We start from the raw sequence: 19859 nt of genomic DNA on the forward strand, positions 1-19859 counted from the left end.
CATCTTCGCTTGTGCTTTCAGCGCTGCATGAGGCGGGGCTCACCCCATGGCCGGGCTGTCCGCGCGGCTGCCGTTCAGCCCACGAGCGGCCGTCCTTCCGGGTAGCGGTACAGGCGGTGCCGCGAGCGCAGCGCGAGGGATGCGGCGAACAGTACCGGGCCGACGCGGCCGGTGAACATCGCGACCGCCAAGAGCCACTTGGAGGGCTCGGACAGGTCGTACGTGACCCCCGTGGACTGGCCGAGGGTCGCGAGCGCGCTCGTCACCTCGAACATGATCGACATCAGGTCGAGGTTCGGTTCGAACCGCTGCATGAGGAACACGCCGAAGGCGTTGCACGCCACGTACACCAGCGCGACGGTGAGCGCCTCGCGGATCACCGACGGGTTGATGCGGTGGCGGAAGACCGTCACGTCCGGCTCGCCGCGCACCTCGGCCCAGATGACCAGGAGCAGCACGAAGAACGTGCCGACCTTGATGCCGCCCGCGGTCGAGGCCGAGCCGCCGCCGATGAACATGAGGATGATCGACGCGAGCTGCGAGTCCTGGTTCATCGCGCCGATGTCGATCGAGTTCAGGCCCGCCGCGCGCACCATCGAGGTCTGGAAGAACGCGGGCAGGATCCGGTCGTACCAGGGCCACTGCCCGAACGTCGCCGGGTTCGACCACTCGAACGCCAGGAACGCGACCCAGCCGCCGACGAGGAGCACGGCCGAGCCGACGAGGGTGAGCTTGGTGTGCACCGACCACTGCCTGCGGCCCCAGCGGCGGCGCGTCACCTCGAAGATGACGGGCATGCCGAGCCCGCCGATGATGGTGCTCAGGCACAGCGGCAGGCAGATCCACCAGTCTGTCGCGTAGCTCATGAGGGAGTCGGAGAACAGCGCGAACCCGGCGGAGTTGAACGCGCTGACGGCGTGGAAGATCCCGTACCAGATCGCGTCGCCCAGCCCGAACCCGTACGTGGAGAAGCGGATCGCGAGCACCAGCGCGGTCGCGGCCTCCACGATCAGCGAGAGCGCGACGGTGCGCAGCAGCACCGCCTTGACGTCCCCGAGGCTCAGCGCCTGGCTGATCTCGGTGCGGGTCATGAGCTTGGTGCGCAGGCCGAGCTTGTTGGAGACGAGCAGGCCGATGAGCACGGCGCTGGTCATGATGCCCAGGCCGCCGACCTGGAACAGCAGCAGGATCACGAACTGCCCGAACCAGCTCCAGTGGAACGGCGTGTCGACCACGGCCAGCCCGGTCACCGACACCGCCGACGTCGCGGTGAAGAACGCGTCGGTGAAGTGCGTGACGTACCCGTCCAGGTGGGCGATCGGCAGCATCAGCAGCAGCGTCCCGGCCATGATCGCGGCCAGGAAGATCAGCGGGATGAGCCGCGCGGGGTGCCGGAAGAAGGCGTGGAGTCGGGCGTTCATGTCAGGTCGTGGACGCGAAGTGCTCGACCTTGGTGGTGGCTCCGGAGACGATGAGGGTGTCCGCTTCGGCGATCACCGTGTCGGGCGTGGCGTACGTGAAGTCCTCTCCGGACTGCTTGACGCCGACCACCGTGACCCCGTACTTGCTGCGCAGCCGGGACTCGCCGAGGGTCTTGCCGACCGCTTCGGCGGGGGCCTTGGTCTTGACGATCGCGAAGCCGTCGTCGAACTCGATGAAGTCGAGCATCTTGCCGCTCACCAGGTGCGCGACCCGCTCGCCCATCGCGGCCTCGGGGTAGACCACGTGGTGGGCGCCGGTGCGGTGGAGGATCTGGCCGTGCTTGGCGTTGATGGCCTTCGCCCAGATCTCGCGGACCCCGACCTCCTCGCAGGCCAGGACGGTGAGGACGCTCGCCTCGATGTCGGTGCCGATCGCGACGACGACGTGGTCGAACTCGCCGATGCCGAGCTGGTTGAGCACCGTCGACTCGGTCGAGTCGGCCTGCACGACGTGCGTGAGCGTCTCGGAGGCGCGCTGGACGATCTCGGGGCGCTCGTCGATCGCGAGGACTTCGTGGCCGAGGCGGGTGAGCGATTCGGCGACCGCGGACCCGAAGCGGCCCAGGCCGATCACCGCGACGGTCTCCTCGACGGCGCTTTCGCCTTTACCGAACAGGTTCATCGATCGCTTCCTCAGTAGGTGCCGACACGAAGCATGATTCTGCCACCTGCCGGCCGCCGCGGCGGCCCGTACCCGCGCGGGAGCGTTCGGCGGGCCGAACGCCTGTCTACTTCGGAGGGCGCTGTGCTCAGAAGAGAACGAGAAGAGGGGGGCGGCCGATAACCCCTCATGGCCGCCCCCCTCGAACACCCCTAACACTCTCCAAGGATGGAGGAGACCCCAAGTCTACTCCGCGAGCACGGCCCGGAGGAAGTCCTGCGTGCGCGCTTCTCTGGGATCGGAGAAGATTTCATCGGGGGCGCCCTCCTCGACGATGACGCCCCTGTCGAACATCATCACGCGGTTCGAGACGTCCCTGGCGAACCCCATCTCGTGCGTCACGATGAGCATCGTGATGCTGGTCGTGTCCGCGACGTCGCGCAGCACGCCGAGCACGTCGGCCACCAGCTCCGGGTCGAGCGCGCTGGTCACCTCGTCGAGCAGCAGGATGTCCGGGTCCATCGCCAGCGCCCGGGCGATCGCCACCCGCTGCTGCTGGCCGCCGGACAGCTGCGACGGGTAGCTGTCGACCTTGTTCGACAGGCCCACCAGGTCGAGCAGGCTGACCGCCTTCGCCTCGGCCTCCTCCTTCGAGCGGCCCAGGGTGTGGACCTGCGCCTCGGTGACGTTGCGCAGCACCCGCATGTTCGGGAACAGGTTGAACGACTGGAAGACCATGCCGATCCGCTTGCGGGCCTGCCGCAGGTGGCGCTCGTTCGCGACCACCAGGCGGTTCCCCTTCTCCATGTGGGACAAGGGCTTCCCGTCGACCCAGATGACGCCGCCGTCGGCGGCCGGGTCCTTCACCGGGGTCACGTGCTCCAGCGTCATGAGCAGCCGCAGGATCGTGGTCTTGCCCGAGCCCGAGGGCCCGATGAGCGTCACGCGCTCGCCCGGGTCGACCTTGAAGCTCAACCGGTCGAGGACCTTCAAGTCCCCGAAGGACTTGTTGACGCGGTCGAACCTGATGAGCGGTTCAGTAGTGGGACTTTGCAAGGCGGTTCTCCAATCTCCGCGCCGCGACCGCCACCGGGTAGGAGGCGGCCAGGAACAGGATTCCTGCGATGGTGTAGCCCTCGACGGCGCCGTCGTAGTGCTGCCCCTGGTACTTCTGCGCCTGGGCGATCATCTCGAGCACGCCGATCACGAACAGCGTCGGCACTTCCTTGAACATGGCGATGATCCAGTTGGCGACCGCCGCGGTCGAGCGCCGCAGCATCTGCGGGAGCACGATCGCGCCCCACACCCGGTGCGTCGGCAGGCTCAGCGCGGTCGCGGCCTCCCACTGCCCCACCGGGATCGCCTCGATGCCGGCCCGGTAGGACTCGGAGGTGTACGAGGCGTAGTGCACGCCCAGCACCGCCGAGCCGACCGCGAACGCGCTCCACTCGGGGTTGATGTACAGGCTCGTGGCCGTCCACACGAACAGCACCTGCACCAGCAGCGGCGTGTTGCGGATGAACTGGAAGACCAGGGACAGCGTGCGCTTGACCCACGGCGGGCCGACGCGCTCCCCGATCGCCACCAGCAGGCCCAGCAGCACGGCGATGATCCCGGCCGCGAGCGTCACCTGGAGGACGACGATGAACCCCTGCCACATGGCCGGGAAGACCTCGACGACGGTCTCGTTGTTCCACTCGTTCATCAGAGGAGCCCCCTCTCGGCGACGGCCGGGGTCAGGCGGCCCTTCACGGGCTTCGCGTCGACGCCGAGGCCGCGCTTGGCCTTGCGTTCGAGCGCCCGCATGCCCGTCCAGATGCCCCAGGCGAGGATGAAGTAGACGACGAGGATGAGCGCGTAGTGCGGCAGCTGGTTGACGCCGCCGCCCTGCCCGCCGATCAGGCCCGCCATCGCGGTGAGGTCGGTGACGCTGATGAGCGACACGAGCGCGCTGGCCTTGAGCAGCATGATCGCGAACGCGCACAGCGACGGGATCATCTCGGGCCAGGCCTGGGGGAGGACCACGAGCCTCAGCCGCTGGAACGGGGTGAAGTTCACGGCGAGGCTCGCTTCGAGCTGCCCCTTCGGGACGGCGGCTATCGCGCCGCGCACCACTTCGGAGCAGTAGGCGCCGTAGTTGAGGCCGAGCGCGATGATCCCGGCGACGATCGCGTAGTCGAACTGGATGCCCAGCACCACCGGCATCGCGAACGCGAACCAGAACAGCTGCACCACCACCGAGGAGCCGCGGAAGAACTCCACGAACACCCGCGCCGGGGTGCGCACCGCCAGGTGCTTCGAGCTCGTCATGAGCCCCAGGGCGAACGCGACGACCAGCGCCAGCGCCGCCGAGGCGAGGGTGACCTGGACGGTGACCAGCAGCGGCTCCGCGTACCGGGGCAGCGAGTCGACGACTTCACGGAAGTCCATGACCGCTCCCTACTGGTAGGTGTCCGGGCAGAGGTCTTGCGCGGTCAGGCCCTCCGGGTGGTTCTCCTCGACGGTGAACCCGTACTCGGCGACCAGGCCTTCCCAGGTCGCGGTGTCGGCGAGCAGCGTCTCGAGCTCGCCGTTCAGCGCGTCCCGGAAGCCGGTGTCGCCGGGCTGGAACACGGCCGCCCCGGCGCCGATGATGTCCTGGTTCGTCTCGGGGTCGACCAGCCAGAACCCTTCGGTGACCTCGAGGTCCGCGTCGGCCTCGGCCGCGAGGACCAGGTTCGCGCGGGTGAGGCCGATCGCGTCGACGCGCCCGGCCTTGAGCTCGAGGATGAGCGCGGGCAGGTCCGCCTGCACGTTGATGCGCTCCTCGTCGAAGATCGCGTCGGCGACCTCCTGCTCGCTGGTGCCGTTCATGACGCCGATGACGCCGTCGGTCCCGGCCATGTCGTTCAGCGTGGTCCACCCGCCGGGGTTCCCGGCTTGGACCATGAGGGCGTCGGGCATGACGTAGTCGGGGTTGGCGAACGCGACGGCCTCGCAGCGCTCGGGGGTGACGTACATGCCGGCGATGACCATGTCGTGGTTGGTGCCCAGGCCCGAGATGAGGGACTCCCACGCGGTGAGCTTCCATTCGATCTGGTCGGCCTTGATGCCCAGCTTGTCCAGCAGGTACAGCTGGACGGCCACGGACTGGCCGGTCACGGAGCCGTCGTCGGCGGTGTAGGCGTACGGGGCCTCGTCGGCGTAGGCGACGCGGAGCGTGCCGCCGTCCTGGGCCTTCTGGAGCAGCCCGTTGCCGTCGCCGTCTCCGCCCTGGTCAGTGCGGGAACAGGCCGCCAATGCGAGGGCCGCCGCTCCGGCGGCGGCCCCGCCGAGGACATGGCGGCGATTGAGGTGCATTCGGTTCGACACGGTGGTCGCCTCCTGGTTCGGGGGTCAGGTACGTTGCCGACCCTAACGTTCTATTGTAAGTTTGTCGACAATACGATGATCGACGTTCGATAACAAAAAAGCAAGCATGTCGGCGGGGGACGCAACCGGAGCTTGCACCTGAACGTGATGTACCGGCAGCGCTAAGATGCTGCCCAGAAGAGACAGAGGGGGAGCAGGCTAACGTGTCGACGCGCAGCAGCGGAACGAGCGGGCTCACGAGCGCCCGCCAGGTGGGGCGCCTGGCCCCGGTGCGACGCACCTCGACGGTGGACCTCATCGCCGACCGGATCCGCGAAGCGGTCGTGGACGGGTCCCTCCCGCCCGGCGCCTCGCTCGGCGAAGCCGAACTCGCCTTCCAGCTCGGCGTCAGCCGCGGCCCCCTCCGCGAGGCCATGCAGCGCCTCACCGCCGAAGGCCTCCTTGTCATCCCCAGGCGCCGCGGCCTCGCCGTCCGCACCATGACCCCCGAGGACGTCCGCGACATCCACTGGCTCCGCGCCCGCATCGAACCCGAACTCGGCCGCCGCATCCTCGCCCGCCCCCTCGCCGAGCGCCGCACCGTGCTCGCCGAACTCGGCACCGAGGTCAAGCGCATGCAGCGCGCCCTCAAGAAGGACGACGCCCGCGCCCTCGGCGACGCCTACCTCGACTTCCACCGCGGCCTCGCCGCCTGGGGCGGCTCGATCCGCCTGGCGCGCATGATGAGCACGCTCCTCATCGAGACCCGCCTCTGCACCTTCTCCATGTACGAGCACTTCGAAGTCGCCGTCGACCTCGTCCCCGAGCACGCCGCCTTCGTCGACGCGCTGGCCGCCGAGGACGCCGACCGGTTCGAGTCGCTCATGTGCGCCCACCTCGACGCCGAGGTCCGCCGCCTGCTCGCCGAGCCCGAGGCCGCCAAAGAGGACGACGCCGACCGGCTCCTGGCCGAGACCCCGGACGAGCCGCAGCCGCTCGACCGCCTCGACCTCCCCGAGGGCATCTGACCTTCACCTGAACCGCCGACGCGACCCCTTGCCGCGCAAGAGGGAACGACGTTTGTCAATATTCTGACAATTCACGGTCCGTTGGTGGACCGACCGTTACGAAACCTATATAACTAGGGCCCCGACCCCGGACAAAATTCGAGACGGAGCCCAAAATGTCCCACCCCCGACGAATCTCCACAATGGCGGCGGCGCTCCTCGCCGCCTTCGTGTCCGTCACGGCCCTCACCAGCGGCGCCGCCCAAGCCCAGACCATCGAGTACGTCGCCCTCGGCGACTCCTACGCCTCCGGCGTGGGCACCCGCGACTACATCGACGACTCCAGCTGCAAGCGCTCCGACGCCGCCTACCCCTCGCTCATCGCCGCCGACCTCGGCGCCGACCTCACCTTCGCCGCCTGCTCGGGCGCGAAGACCGGCGACGTCCTGAACAACCAGCTCGGCGGCCTCTCCTCCACCACCGACCTCGTCACGATCACCATCGGCGGCAACGACACCGGCTGGACGGGCGTCGTCCAGAAGTGCGCCTACCCCTACCCGTGGACCTGCTGGAAGGAGATCGACGCGGCCGAGGCCTTCGTCCGCGACCAGCTGCCCGCCAAGCTCCACGCCGTGTACAACGCGATCGAGGACGCCGCTCCGAACGCCGAGGTCATCGTGCTCGGCTACCCGCTCCTGTTCAACGGCGAGGAGTGCAACGCCATCACCCGCATCAGCCCCGGCGAGCAGGCCGCCCTCAACGACGCCGCCGACCTCCTGGGCGACGTCATCGGCATGGCCGCCGCCGACCACGGCTTCCAGTACGCCGACGTCCGGGGCGCCTTCGACGACCACGCCGTCTGCGACGACGCCGAATGGCTCAACGGCATCTCCTACCCGATCGCCGAGTCCTACCACCCCAACAAGTCCGGCCAGCGCGACGGCTACTACGAACTCCTCAACGACCTCGTCTGACCCGCAACAAGAAAGGGCCCCATCGGAATCCGGTGGGGCCCTTGCCTTTACTCGTAGGCTAGGCGGGGATGACGCCGGCGGCGTCGCTGTCGCAGATGAGCCACTTGCCGTCTTCCTGCACGAGGTCGATCGTCATGCTCTCGTCGATCGGCTCGGAACCGAAGTCGGGGATCGAGACCTCGCCGGTCATGGCCACGTCGACGGTGGCGTTCTCCCCGTCGATCGACTCGTTGGAGACCTCGTAGTCCATGGTGATCTCCATGCCCTCGAACATCTCCTCCATACCGGCCATGTCCTCGCCGGTGGCGCCTTCGATCGCGGCGTCGATCTCGTCCTGGGACTCGGAGCACATGAACGGCCGCACGTCTTCGACAAGTGCTTCGAGGTCGGACATGCCGTTGCTCTCGAAGGCGGAGGTTGACGCCTCCATGTAGGCCTCAACGACTTCGGTCGGGGAGTCGCCCGCACCGGGGCCGCCGCCGAAGGGGTTGGCCACCAGGAAGACGATCGCGACGATGAGGACGAGCGCGCCCGCGCCGACACCGACGATCAGGCCGGTCTTCGACTTCTTCGGGGCAGGGGGCAGGCCGCCGGGGGCGCCGAAACCGGGCTGGGCGCCGTAGCCGGGCTGCTGCGGAGGCTGCTGGCCGTACCCGGGCTGCTGCCCGTAACCCGGCTGCTGCGGCGCGCCGTAACCCGGGGTCTGCGGCTGGGACTGCCCGTATCCGGGCTGCTGCGGCACACCGTATCCCGGCTGCTGCGGGGGCTGCTGGCCGTACCCGGGCTGCTGCCCGTAGCCGGGCTGGGACGGTTGCTGGTTCGGGTCGAACCCCGGCTGCTGGGGCGGGTAGGCCATGACGAGTCCTCGGATTGTCGGGAGTGGGTCGCGCCAGGTTAACACGCAAGCGCCACACTTGCGTTCCTCCGATCTGGCCGCAGAACGAACGACGCCGGAACCGTCCAGGTCCCGGCGTCGCCCTTCACGCTGTGCGGCGCTCAGCCGCCCTCGCCTTCCGGCTCGGTCTCATAGACCGGCACGTCTTCGATGTTGGGCTCCATCTGCTTCCGGGCCTCGAACGGGTCCAGCTCCGCGCCCTGCGGGATCAAGATGGCCATGCTGTCCGGGACCGAGACCGGCTTCTCGCCGCCGTACCCGAGCGCGTTCTGGGTCGTATCGGTCGGCCCCTGGTCGACGATGCCGTGGGCGATGCCCTGGTCGCTCACCATGAACGTGAACCCGGAGACCGTCGCGCCCTGGTCGGTGCGCTTGTCGATCAGCGCCGCCGTGCCCTGCGGGAGCACCGTCTGGGCTTCGAGGTTGTCGATCGAGGAGAAGATGTTCCCGTCATCGTCGACCTCGACCGACTTCGCGTTCTCGGTCAGGGTCGCCGGCGCCGCGTCGTACATGGCGACCTGGATCTTGGTGGATTCCTCGTCCTGCGCTTCGGGGTCGTACACCGCGCACACCGCCGGGCGGCGCCCGTCGGTCGTCCACAGGCTCTCGCTCAGGTCTTCCTTGGGGTAGACCTTGGGCTCGAAGGACGCCTGGTTGCCGGTGTTCGTCACCGTGGTCGGCTCGACCTCCTGCGCGGAGGCGACCTGCGACTCCAGCAGTTTGAACATCGTGTCCGAGATCGGCGCAAAGCTGTCGGCCCCGTTGTCCTGCAAGAGCACGTACTGCTCGCCCGCGGCCCTGACCGGCGCCCCGTAGGTGACGAACCCGCCGTCCACGGTCGGCACGGGCGAGGTATCCCCGAACTCCGGCCTCGGGTCGGGCGAGATCGGCGCGACGTCGGGAATCGTGCGGAGCATGCTCTCATTGAGCATCACCGCGTCCGCGACCTGCAGGCCGAGACCGCTGATGATGGTCTCCGCCGTGTTCTCGTCGCCGATCTGGTACTTGCCGCCGTTCCACAGCAGGTAGTACTTGGGGGCTTCTTCGACGTTCGGCTTAGGAGCGGTCCGCGCCAGGATCCACTTGTCGTCGCTGAGCCACTGGTCCGGCTCCTTCATGTCCTCGACCACGAGCTGCGTCAGCTGGAACTCGGCCGTGCCGCCTTCGACTCGCGACATCGAGCAGGTGTTCCAGTTGACGTCGTTGCCGAGCAGCTCCTCTTTGTCCGGCGGCTGCGACGGAATGCCCTGGATGCCGATCGTGAAGGACCCGCGCGGCTTGCCCTTGAGCGAGTCGGGCTTGAGGTCCTGGACCTCGGGCGCCCCGCTGGAACCGGGCTTCGCCAGCAGCAGCGCCGACGTGTAGTTGGTGACCTGCCACAACCGGGCCGGGTTCTCCTTAGTGGCGTCCTTGCCGTCCTGCGTGATGTACACGTACACGGCATTGGAGCCCTTGATCGTGATGATGTTGCCGACGACCGGCTCCGCGTTGCCCTTGCCGAACAGGGTCGCGATCGCGAACCCGCCGAACACCAGCGCCAGCACCATCACCGAAGCGAAGATCGAGACGCCGATACGCCGCAGCGGACGCTCGATCGAGTCGGGGTTGGCCAGCACCAGCGCCTGGTTCATGCGCGAGGTGATGAACTTGTGGGCCTCCACCTGTTCGCGGCGGGAGCGCATCTGGGCCATTCGGTTTCGCCTCTCTCGGGAGTCGAGGTCAGGGGGTGGGCGCTAGCCGCGCAGCGACAGGGCGATCACGTACAGGTCGCAGACCCAGCCGACCAGCGGCAGGATCGACACGATGAGCAGCGCCTCGATGATGTCGAGGGCGCGGCCCCAGGTCGGGGCGATCTTCTTGCCGGCCACGGCGAGGCCGTAGACCATCGCGATCAGCGTGAGCAGGGTGAGCGCGCCGAGGATCACGGTGAGGCGCACGACGATCGAGTCGCCGCTCGCGACGAAGACCGCCGCGAGGGTAGCGGCCAGACCGCCCATGCCGCCGGTGAGCATCATGATGCGGGCCGCGCGGTCCTCGACCGAGCGGGACCGGCTGAGCAGCACCAGGGAGATGATCGTGGCGAGGATGAGCCCGGGGATCTGCCCCGAGAACGCGAGCGCGATCGAGGAGAGCAGGCCGACCACCGCCGCGAAGGAATACAGGGCCTCCAGGTAGTTCCCGGCGTGCTCGGAGAGCTTGAGGATCCGCTTGCCGTCGATGGCCTCGGCGTCGCCCTCCTTCAGCTCCTCCGTGGTCGTCGGCAGCTGCGGCGTGGGCACCATCGCCATCGTCAGCGACAGGCCCGGCGCGAACGGCAGGATCACCAGCGCCAAAGGCGCCGCGATGCTTGCGGCAGTCGCGGCGGTGCCGTCGAGCAGGATCATCAGCCCTGTCGAGACGCCCAGCACCACGGCGCCGAGGATCGTCACGATGAACACCGGCGCTGAGGCCATGTCGCCCACCGCGACCATCGACAGGACGCTGAACAGCAGGATCGCGGCGGCCGCGATGATGACGTGCTGGCCGCCCAGGTCGAACAGCCCGGTGTGGTCCTGGTCGGCGATGAGCAGACCCCCGACGCCGCCGTAGAGCACGGCGGTGACGCCGAAGTACGTGGCGGCCCGCGAGTCGCCGACGGCGCGCGAGAGCAGCGCCGAGGCACCTACCAGGACCAGCGCCACGGAGAGCGCGACGATCGCCGAAGCCAAGTGCAGGGTCAACAGGAGCGCGATGGCGCCCACGGCCAGGGCCGCGGTGCCGACGCCCACGCTGAAGCGCTTGGTCGCCAGGTAGTCCCAGCGGTTGCCGCGCTGGTCCGTGGCAGTGGCGATCGCGTCGATGATGTCGTCGAAGACCACCTCGGGCTTGGCGGCGTCGGCGGGGTTGAGGTACAGCATCTCGCCGTCGTTGATCCCCAGCTGGGAGCAGGAGTGACCGGTGTCGATCGCCTCCTCGCCCAGGCGGGCGAGGATCCAGCCGCCGTTGTCGCCTGCCTCGTCGATGTAGTACTCCCCGGCCTGGTGCAGGATCGTCGGCAGCAGGTCGGAGAGGGGGACGTCTGAGGGCAGCGCGAGGTCGATCCTGGTGCGAGGACTGACGATCGTCACCCTTGAGAGAGTGGCCGACTTGGTGCTCACCGTGCGAACCTCCGGGTCGGGTCGGTGATCGGGGGGACCGTTCAAGGATAAATGCCTCATGCAACGGCGGGTGTACCGGCCGAGTGGCGATACGGTCTTACCCTGATAAGTGCGATACTCGACAGAGCGCACTAACAACTTTTATACGACAGCGCTAAGTTACGGCCAGCAAGCGTCCCCGTGGTAGGCGCATCCCCCGGTGAGCACAAGGACCCTCTGTGACGACCAAACTCTTCCGCAGGCCTCCGCGCAAGCGCGGACCACAGGCCCCCCGCGGTGACATCCTCCTGGAGTCCCCGCCGGACATGCCCGACCCGCAGCCCAAGAACATCACGCAGTACCTGATGATCCTGCCGATGCTCGCGGGCGCCGCCGCCATGGCCATGATGATGATGAGCCGCACGACCGGCGGCACGGGCAGCGGCGGCAACAACACGCTGCGCATCGCCATGGGCGCCATGATGGGCATCTCCATGGTCGGCATGATGGCCACCAGCATGGGCGGCAACCGCGCCCAGAAGAAGGCCGAGTTCAACGCCGACCGGCGCGACTACATGCGCTACCTCAACCAGGTGCGCCGCCGTGCCCGCAAGGGCGCCGAGCGGCAGTGGCGCGCGGCCCGGTGGCGCCACCCCGACCCGAAGGCCCTGTGGTCGCTGGTGGGCTCCCGCCGCATGTGGGAGCGGCGCGCGAAGGACGACGACGCGCTGGACATCCGCGTGGGCGTCGGCAAGCAGCGCATGACGATGAAGCTGGTCCCGCCGGAGACCAAGCCGGTCGAGGACCTGGAACCGATGACCTCGATGGCGCTGCGCCGCTTCGTGGCCGCGCACTCGAACGTCATCGACATCCCGCGTTCGATGAAGTACACCGAGGCCGCCCGCGTGGTCCTGCGCGGCGACCGGGCGCTCGTCGTCGACAACATCCGCGCTCAGCTCGTCCAGGCCGCGGTCCTGCACTCGCCCGACGACCTCATCGTCGCGGTCGTGGCGGACGACCAGCGGATGGCCGAGTGGCACTGGATGAAGTGGCTGCCGCACCTCCAGCACCCGTCCGCCGAGGACGGCGCCGGACCGGTCCGCATGTTCTACAACAAGTCCTCGCAGCTGGAGAACTCGCTGCGCGACCAGCTCTCGAGCCGCGGCGCGTGGTCGCCGGGCGCGACCGCCGGGGAGGGCCAGGCGCACCTGGTCGTCATCCTCGACGGCGGCGAGGTCGACCCCACCGGCATCATCGCCGCCGACGGCATGGCCGGGGTCACCGTGTTCGACTTCTCCGGCTACCTGCCGCGCAAGCCCGGACCGCAGATCAAGCTGTACGACGTCACGGTCGAGGAGATCTACACCGACCAGGCCGGACGCCGCCGCGTGCTCGGCAAGCCCGACCGCATGTCCTACAACCAGGCCGAGGGCGTGGCCCGCTCGCTCGCGCCCTGGCGGCTGACCCTCAAGGGCGCCACCGGCAAAGCGGAGTCGGGCGACGAGGACCAGTCGCCGCTGGCGAACCCGTCGTCGCTGCCCGAGATGCTCGGCTTCAACGACGCCGCCGCGCTCGACCCGGCCGTGCACTGGCGCGAGAAGCCGGTCAAGGACTACCTGAAGGTCCCGATCGGGCCCGGCCCGGACGGCGGCATCGTCGACATCGACTTCAAGGAGTCCGCGGTCGGCGGCATGGGCCCGCACGGCCTGCTCATCGGCGCGACCGGTTCGGGTAAGTCCGAGGTGCTCCGCACCATCATCGGCTCCCTGATCGCCACGCACTCGTCCGAAGAGCTCAACTTCATCCTCGTCGACTTCAAGGGCGGCGCGACCTTCGCCGCCCTGGACGACCTGCCGCACGTCTCCGCGGTCATCACGAACCTCGCCGACGAGATCGAGCTGGTCGACCGCATGGCCGACGCGCTCGAAGGCGAGCTCGTGCGCCGCCAGGAGGTCCTGCGCGCCGCCGGCAACTTCACGAACCGGTGGGAGTACGAGAAGGCCCGCAAGGCCGGGCAGGCCATGGACCCCATGCCGACGCTGCTCATCATCGCGGACGAGTTCTCCGAGATGCTGGTCGCGAAGCCGGAGTTCATCAACCTGTTCCTCCAGATCGGCCGCATCGGCCGCTCGATCGGCGTGCACATGCTGCTCGCCTCGCAGCGGCTCGAGGAGGGCAAGCTCAAGGGCCTCGACACGTTCCTGTCGTACCGCGTCGCGCTCCGCACCTTCTCGGCGCAGGAGTCGCGCACGGTGATCGGCTCGGGCGCGGCCTACGAGCTGCCCCAGGCCCCCGGCCACGGCTACCTCCAGGTCGGTACGCAGGACCTCGTGCGCTTCCGCGCCGCCTACGTCGGTGGTCCCTACAAGCCGCCGAAACGCGTCGCGTCCCGCGCCGAGCGCATCGCGGCCGTGCAGCACAAGGTGCAGCGGTTCCTCCCCGGTTTCGTCGAGCTCCCGCCGGAGCCCGAGGTCGAGGAAGAGCCCGAAGAGGAAGTGGCGGCGCCCGAGGCCGAGGACGAGAACGAGAAGCTCTCCGAACTCGAGGTCATGGTCAACAACTGCCTCGGCATGGGCCGCCCGGCCCACGAGGTGTGGCTCCCGCCGCTCCTCGAACCGCCGACGCTCGACCAGCTGCTGCCCCCGCTCGAAGCCGACCCGCAGCGCGGCCTGTCCCCGAAGGGCTTCTCGCTCAACGGGAAGCTCCACGCCGTGCTCGGCGAGGAGGACCGGCCGTTCGAGCAGCGCCGCAGCCCGTTCGTCGTCGACCTCTCCGGCGCCCAGGGCACCGTCGCCATCGCCGGCGGCGCCCAGTCGGGCAAGTCGACGATGCTCCGCGGCCTCATCGGCTCGCTCGCCCTGCTCCACACGCCGCGCGAAGTGCAGTTCTACTGCCTCGACTTCGGTGGCGGCACCCTGCGCGGCATCGAGGACCTCCCGCACGTCGCGGGCGTCTTCGGCCGCCAGGAGGAAGAGGGCGTGCGCCGCACGATCCAGGAGGTCACCTCGATCCTCGACGACCGTGAGGCGTTCTTCACGGCCAACAAGATCGACGGCATGAACTCCTACCGCCGCATGAAGGCAGAGGGCCGGTTCCAGGAGGACCCGTACGGGGACATCTTCCTGGTCATCGACAACTGGATGACGCTGCGCGAGGACTTCGAGCCGTTCGTCGACCAGGTCCGCGCCATCGGCAACCGCGGTCTGGCCTACGGCGTGCACGTCATGGTCACCTGCACCCGCTGGGGCGACATCCGCATGAACATGCGCGACATGTTCGGCCTGAAGCTCGAGCTGAAGCTCTCGGACAACATGGAGTCCGAGATCGACCGCAAGGCGGCGGCGAACGTGCCGAAGAACCGCCCCGGCCGCGGCCTCTCGCTCCAGAAGCTGCACTTCCTCTCCGGCGTGCCCCGCATCGACGGGATCCGCGACGGCGACGACCTGCAGCCCGGCGTCGAGGACTTCGTCAAGAAGGTCAAGCAGGCCTGGCGCTTCGCGCCGTGCCCGAAGGTCCGGCTGCTGCCGCGCCAGCTCCACGTGGCCGACTTCCTCCAGGCGGTCGACCGCTCGAAGCCGGGCATCCCGATCGGCCTCAACGAGGCCGGGCTCAAGCCGGTGTACCTCGACTTCCAGACCGAGCCGCACCTGCTCGTGTTCGGCGACTCCGAGTCCGGCAAGACCAACCTCCTGCGCCACATCGCCCGGCAGATCCAGGCGACGTACACGCCCAAGGAAGCCAAGGTCATCATGGCGGACTACCGGCGCGGCATGCTCGAGGAGATCTCGAAGCCGACCCTGCTGGACTACGCCATGTCGGGCAAGCAGTTCGAGAACTCGGTCAAGAACCTCAAGGGCCCGATCGAGAAGCGGCTCCCCGGAGACGACGTCTCCCCGGCGCAGCTGCGCGACCGCTCCTGGTGGACCGGCCCCGACCTGTACCTGATCGTGGACGACTACGAGATGGTGGCCCAGCGCGTGAACCCGCTGGCCGCCATCGCCGAGCTCATCCCGCAGGGCCGCGACATCGGCTTCCACGTCATCATCGCCCGCCGCGCCTCCGGTGCGTCCCGCGCGATGATGGACCCGATCGTCGGCCAGATCAAGCAGCTCGAATCGCCGGGTCTGCTCATGAGCGGCCGCAAGGAGGAAGGCGCGATCTTCGGCAAGCTCCGCCCGAGCCCGCAGCCTCCGGGCCGCGGCACCCTGGTGCGCCGCAAGGACGGCGAGCAGCTCATCCAGACGACGCTGCTGCCCCCGAACGGCACCGCCTAGGTCACTGCGTAAGACGCAGATCGCAGGGCCGCCGACCGCAACCGGTCGGCGGCCCTGCGGCGTATATGTTGCAGAACGGACGCGAACTCCGCTCGCGCCTCTGGACCCAAGGCCTCGCATGAAACCGCTGCTCACCCCGCCCGGCCTCGCGCCCGTCCCGCACGGAACGGCCGAGACCGCGCCCGGTCGCACCCAGGCCCCGATCGCGATCCAGGCGGTCCGCGTCCTCCTCCTCGCCGCCACCGCCTCCGTCATCGCCACCTGGCTCTTCGCCTGGCAGGGCGTGCAGGCCTACGCGTGGCCCGGCATCGACAACGGCCTCACCGAACGCGGCCTCGCCTACCTCCTCATCCTCGCCCCGGCCGTCCCGGTCAACCTCGTCGCCGCGATCCGCCTCGCCCGGGGCGGCCGCCGAGCGGGCCGCTACCTCGCCGCCGCCGCGACCCTCGCCGTCGTCCAGACCGTGCTCCTGCTCACCCCCGACGCGATGCCCATGGCGGAGGCCATGAGCGACGGCTCCAACCTCGTCGGCATGCGCCACCTCGTCACCATCGGCCCGCTCCTCTTCGTCGGCACGCTCCTCGCCGCCACCGACCGCGCCCGCGCATGGCTTGGCGCACCGCCCCGGCCCCGCCGCGTCCTCGGCCTCGAGACGGCCGTCTGGTGCCTCGCCCTCGCCAGCGCCCTCGCCATGGGAACCGAAGTGCGCCAATGGACCAACGCGGCCGCCGAACCCCTCGCCCCCGCCGGCGAGTACCGCGAACCGGGCACCTGGGCCGGGCTCGAACAGGCCGTCACCGAGACCACCGACGCCATCCCCGGCTTCACCGGGTTCACCACCCGCCACCTCGAGGTCCGGCCCTGCGACTACCTCACGCCCGCAGGCCTGCCCACCTACCGCTACCTGCTCACCTACGAACTTCGCGAACCCGCCGACACGGCGATCGCCGCCCGCTGGGCCGAACCCGAGTTCACCCTCACCTACGACGGCGCCACCCTCGACGGCACCCGCACCATCACCGCCGAACGCGCCTTCCCCGCCGCCGACGACACCTACCCCACGGCGACCGGCCCCCGCGCGATCACCTTGTCCTACACCGAGACCGCGACCCCGCTCCTCCACCTCGAGAGCCCCTGCGTCGAGCGCGCCGCCGAACCGACCGAGTGCATCGTGCCCCGAGGCGAACTGATCAGGGACACCATCGACGGCATCACCTGCCGCGACTAGCTACCAGGCCGGAACGATCTCGGTCAGCGACAGGTCGGCGTCCGCCGGAACGGCCTCGCCCCACAGCCACAGCTCCCGGGTCGACTCCCCGGGCGGCACCGCCGGCACCCCGAACACCGACCCGCACCCGGCCAGCGTGCCGTCCGCACGGCGGAAGACCACCGTCACGTGGGGGTCGACCGCGTAGACGGCGCTGTTCTCCACGGTCGCAGCGATCCGCACCTTCCCGCGCGGCTCGTCCGGCGGTTCCACCCCGTCGACGCTGAAACTCAGCGGCTGCTCCTCGGCGTCGACGGGACCGGTCCCGTCGAGCGCGAACCACTCCAGCCGCACGACCGCGACCTCCGCCGCCGCACCCGCGGGCACCCCGCCGTCCAGGTAGACCGCGTCGCCCGCCGTCACCGCGCCGCCCGGCGGCACCGTCCGCGTGTACATCGGGTCGTAATCGGTGGAGTCCGCTCCAGTGACCGACACCTGGAGATCGAACCTGACCGCGTACTCGACGTGCGTGTTCCGAAGCACCGCACCCCAGACCAGCTTCGAGTCGTCGAACGACGCGCTGAAGCCGAACTCCTCGACGGCGACCACTGACGCGTCCGGCGGCTCCTCCTCGGGCCGCACCTCCGCCAACGGCAGGTAGTCGCTCATGTCCTGCTGCTCCGGCCCGGCGGTCGACACCTCCCGCGGATCCAGGAACCACGACGATTCCGGGGTCCACAGCGGCGCGATGAGCAGGAGCAGCGAAGCGAGGACGAGCCCGACGGCGAACGCCCAGTCGGGGATGCGGCGAGGCGCAGGTTCGGCGGTTTCGGGCGAGGGGTTCACCGCCCCATCGTAAAAACCGGCCGCAACCGGGTGGATTCCCCGCAGTACGGTGAGTCGCAGTCCCCGGAACCCCCACCCGCCCAAGGAACCCCGATGGCCGTCCGCCCAGACCCGCCCGAGCCCCGCCCCCGGCGCTACCCCGACGTGCCGATGCAGGCCCGCACCCGCCGCCGGATCGCGATCGCCGTCTCCCTGATCCTCGTCCTTGCAGCGGGCATCTACGCGGTGCGATGGATCTACACCGACCGCCAGGCGGCCGAACCGGTCGAAGCCGTCCGCGCCTTCCTCGAAGCCTCCCGGACCGGCGACATCGAAGCTGCACTCGACTGGACGACCGCCGAACCCGAAGGCGCAACGGACTTCCTCGTCCCCGAGGCGATCAGCTCGGACTGGGAGATCCAGGACCTCGGCCTGCACTCCTGGTCGCCCTTCGCCGCGACCGCAACCGTCTGGGCCGCCGTCGAAGGACCCAACGGCACGCAGCTCACGGCCTGGTTCGACCTCGAAGAGCACCCGGGCGGTTGGCGACTCGCCGACCCCTTCGCCACCCTCTCCATCGACACGCTGCCCGTCCCGTACCTCGACGTCAACGGCGTCACGGTCCCCCTCGAACTGGACCCGTACGAAGGCCGGGACTTCGCACTGCTCCCCGGCGTCTACCAGCTCTACCCCGATCCTCCCGCGCCCTTCGCCTACGACGCCGAACCGCTGCTCGCACTCGGCGAACGCCTCGTCAGCGAGGACGGCACCGACTACCCGCACCTCCCCGCCGCCTTCGAAGGCTTCACCGCCGCCGAGGACAGCGAGACGGAACTCAACGAACGCCTCGCCGCCTACCTCGACGAGTGCATGGCGAACCCGGACGGCCCCGAGGGCTTCGGCTGCCCGTTCGGCCTGCGCCAGTACGACATCGACGTCGAGGGCTTCAATCTGGGCGACGTCCGCTGGGAGATCGTCGAATACCCGCAGGCCGCCGTCGGCTCCTACGGGTACGGCATCTACTCCCCGTTCGACGTCATCCTGCTGACCCGGCACGAAGGCCTCGCCCGAGTGACGGCCGTCGACGCGTCCTCCGGAGCTGAGGCGGTCCTCGAATGCCCGCTCACCGCCAGCGGCCTCTACCTGGCTCCCGATGCGGCGGGCGACTACCTGATCGGCCCCAACCAGGACCCGAACGCCCCCAGCCCGGACGACACGCTCTGGCGCGACGGCTACGACTCCTGGTGCGAGACGGTCTGATCCGGGCGGCGCTGCCGCCCAGACCAGACCGCTACCCGTTGCAAGCCCGAGTGACGGCCTCCCAAACCCGGACCGCCTCAGCAACGATCGTCTCGGAATGCGCAGTCGCCCACTCGATCTGCAGCGGAGTCGCGATCCGCAACCCCGGTTCATCCGTGTCGAGGTAGATCACCGACCCGATCACCTCGGACTCCTCCCACGGATCGGCGACCGTCACCCGCAGCCGCGCCTGCGGCACCATCACCTCGTAGTGCAGCCGACGCCCGGCCACCTGCACCGTCGCGGTGTACGCGGCGAAACTCACGGCGTCACCGCCTCACGGAACCCCTGGGCCGCATCGAAATGCCGCTCCCAGTCCAGCACGAACGAACTCACCGGCACCGTCCGCCGCGAACCCTGCCCGGGGTTCCCCGACATCATCCTGGGCCTGGGCGAAGGCGTCGGCCTCCCGCTGATCCGGCGCGAAACCGGTCCGGCATCCGCACTGGCCTCACCCCAATCCGCAGACCGCCCGACGACCGAGAAGACTCGCAGGAAGAACCCCACGACCCTCCGAAACGCCAGCGCGAACTGCTCTCGAAGGAACTCCGGGCGCTTGAAATGAGCGTCATGCAGCTCCTGCGATCCTTCAAGGAAGCCGACCCACGCCTCCTCCCGCAGCTTCCCGAAGTCGTACCGGTCCTCGGCGGCACCCTCCCACCGGTATCGCCTTGGAGGGCTGGAGGACTCCGGCTCGACCTCTTCGGGGGAGGGGTCGGCCGAGAACCCCGGCGGCACGGACTTCCGCTCGGGCGCCGGCCGGAACACCGGCCGAATCAACTCCACCGCAACCGGCTCCGCTTCATCGGGCAGTTCCCCGCGCCGATGCCGCCCGGTCCGCTCATCCGGG

At 69.2% G+C, this 19859-nt stretch carries 17 protein-coding genes; 5 read left to right on the forward strand and 12 right to left on the reverse strand.

The features are described 5' to 3' along the window. Nucleotides 1-74 precede the first annotated feature (74 nt). The 6 genes from ACGGCP_RS19375 to ACGGCP_RS19400 form a co-directional block, all read right to left on the reverse strand. Nucleotides 75-1421, reverse strand: coding sequence for a TrkH family potassium uptake protein (locus ACGGCP_RS19375; protein ID WP_392967961.1), 1347 nt, complete (start codon nucleotides 1419-1421; stop codon nucleotides 75-77). A gap of 1 nt (nucleotide 1422) precedes the next feature. Continuing rightward, nucleotides 1423-2103, reverse strand: a complete 681-nt coding sequence (locus tag ACGGCP_RS19380) for a potassium channel family protein (protein ID WP_392967963.1) — start codon at nucleotides 2101-2103, stop codon at nucleotides 1423-1425. Nucleotides 2104-2328: 225 nt separating this feature from the next. After that, nucleotides 2329-3138, reverse strand: a complete 810-nt coding sequence (gene ehuA, locus ACGGCP_RS19385) for an ectoine/hydroxyectoine ABC transporter ATP-binding protein EhuA (protein ID WP_392967965.1) — start codon at nucleotides 3136-3138, stop codon at nucleotides 2329-2331. Beyond that, entirely contained in the window at nucleotides 3119-3787 is a 669-nt protein-coding gene (locus tag ACGGCP_RS19390) for an amino acid ABC transporter permease (RefSeq protein ID WP_392967967.1), read from the reverse strand. Before ACGGCP_RS19390 ends, ehuA begins: the two co-directional genes overlap by 20 nt. Continuing rightward, entirely contained in the window at nucleotides 3787-4512 is a 726-nt protein-coding gene (gene ehuC, locus ACGGCP_RS19395) for an ectoine/hydroxyectoine ABC transporter permease subunit EhuC (RefSeq protein ID WP_392967969.1), read from the reverse strand. The genes ACGGCP_RS19390 and ehuC overlap by 1 nt, the downstream gene beginning before the upstream one ends. 9 nt (nucleotides 4513-4521) lie before the next feature. After that, nucleotides 4522-5433: a transporter substrate-binding domain-containing protein gene (locus ACGGCP_RS19400; protein WP_392967970.1), complete on the reverse strand. Its 912-nt coding sequence runs from the start codon at nucleotides 5431-5433 to the stop codon at nucleotides 4522-4524. Nucleotides 5434-5636: 203 nt separating this feature from the next. Here ACGGCP_RS19400 and ACGGCP_RS19405 point away from each other — a divergent pair, with 203 nt between their 5' ends. Beyond that, nucleotides 5637-6440 carry a GntR family transcriptional regulator gene (locus ACGGCP_RS19405; RefSeq protein ID WP_392967972.1) on the forward strand — a complete coding sequence of 268 codons (804 nt, stop codon included), beginning with the start codon at nucleotides 5637-5639 and terminating at the stop codon, nucleotides 6438-6440. Nucleotides 6441-6595: 155 nt separating this feature from the next. Continuing rightward, a complete protein-coding gene (locus tag ACGGCP_RS19410; protein ID WP_392967974.1) occupies nucleotides 6596-7393 on the forward strand; it encodes an SGNH/GDSL hydrolase family protein in 798 nt (265 codons plus the stop codon). A gap of 58 nt (nucleotides 7394-7451) precedes the next feature. On the opposite strand, the gene ACGGCP_RS19415 is transcribed toward ACGGCP_RS19410, so the two are convergent. The 3 genes from ACGGCP_RS19415 to eccD all read right to left on the reverse strand — a co-directional run bounded on the left by ACGGCP_RS19415 (nucleotide 7452) and on the right by eccD (nucleotide 11425). Further along, the gene (locus ACGGCP_RS19415) at nucleotides 7452-8249 is read right to left on the reverse strand and encodes a hypothetical protein (RefSeq protein ID WP_392967976.1); all 798 of its coding nucleotides are present in this window, start codon (nucleotides 8247-8249) and stop codon (nucleotides 7452-7454) included. A gap of 140 nt (nucleotides 8250-8389) precedes the next feature. Further along, a complete protein-coding gene (eccB, locus tag ACGGCP_RS19420) occupies nucleotides 8390-9979 on the reverse strand; it encodes a type VII secretion protein EccB (RefSeq protein ID WP_392967978.1) in 1590 nt (529 codons plus the stop codon). A gap of 42 nt (nucleotides 9980-10021) precedes the next feature. Then, nucleotides 10022-11425, reverse strand: a complete 1404-nt coding sequence (eccD, locus tag ACGGCP_RS19425) for a type VII secretion integral membrane protein EccD (protein WP_392967980.1) — start codon at nucleotides 11423-11425, stop codon at nucleotides 10022-10024. A 218-nt stretch (nucleotides 11426-11643) separates the two neighbouring features. Between eccD and eccCa the strand changes: the two genes are divergently transcribed. Together eccCa and ACGGCP_RS19435 are read left to right on the forward strand one after the other, a co-directional pair. After that, nucleotides 11644-15678, forward strand: a complete 4035-nt coding sequence (eccCa, locus tag ACGGCP_RS19430; protein WP_392967982.1) for a type VII secretion protein EccCa — start codon at nucleotides 11644-11646, stop codon at nucleotides 15676-15678. A gap of 118 nt (nucleotides 15679-15796) precedes the next feature. Next, a complete protein-coding gene (locus tag ACGGCP_RS19435; RefSeq protein WP_392967984.1) occupies nucleotides 15797-16906 on the forward strand; it encodes a hypothetical protein in 1110 nt (369 codons plus the stop codon). Here the strand turns inward: ACGGCP_RS19435 and ACGGCP_RS19440 are convergent, their stop codons facing one another. After that, complete coding sequence (locus ACGGCP_RS19440) at nucleotides 16907-17731, reverse strand: hypothetical protein (protein WP_392967985.1); 825 nt, start codon at nucleotides 17729-17731, stop codon at nucleotides 16907-16909. A 93-nt stretch (nucleotides 17732-17824) separates the two neighbouring features. Between ACGGCP_RS19440 and ACGGCP_RS19445 the strand changes: the two genes are divergently transcribed. Further along, entirely contained in the window at nucleotides 17825-18970 is a 1146-nt protein-coding gene (locus ACGGCP_RS19445) for a hypothetical protein (protein ID WP_392967987.1), read from the forward strand. Between the two features lie 31 nt (nucleotides 18971-19001). Here the strand turns inward: ACGGCP_RS19445 and ACGGCP_RS19450 are convergent, their stop codons facing one another. Both ACGGCP_RS19450 and ACGGCP_RS19455 read right to left on the reverse strand, forming a co-directional pair. Next, a complete protein-coding gene (locus ACGGCP_RS19450; RefSeq protein ID WP_392967989.1) occupies nucleotides 19002-19274 on the reverse strand; it encodes a hypothetical protein in 273 nt (90 codons plus the stop codon). Continuing rightward, a complete protein-coding gene (locus ACGGCP_RS19455; protein WP_392967991.1) occupies nucleotides 19271-19795 on the reverse strand; it encodes a hypothetical protein in 525 nt (174 codons plus the stop codon). The genes ACGGCP_RS19450 and ACGGCP_RS19455 overlap by 4 nt, the downstream gene beginning before the upstream one ends. Nucleotides 19796-19859: the final 64 nt, after the last annotated feature.

It is taken from the genome of Glycomyces sp. NPDC048151 (assembly GCF_043202775.1).
GTDB lineage: Bacteria > Actinomycetota > Actinomycetes > Mycobacteriales > Micromonosporaceae > Glycomyces.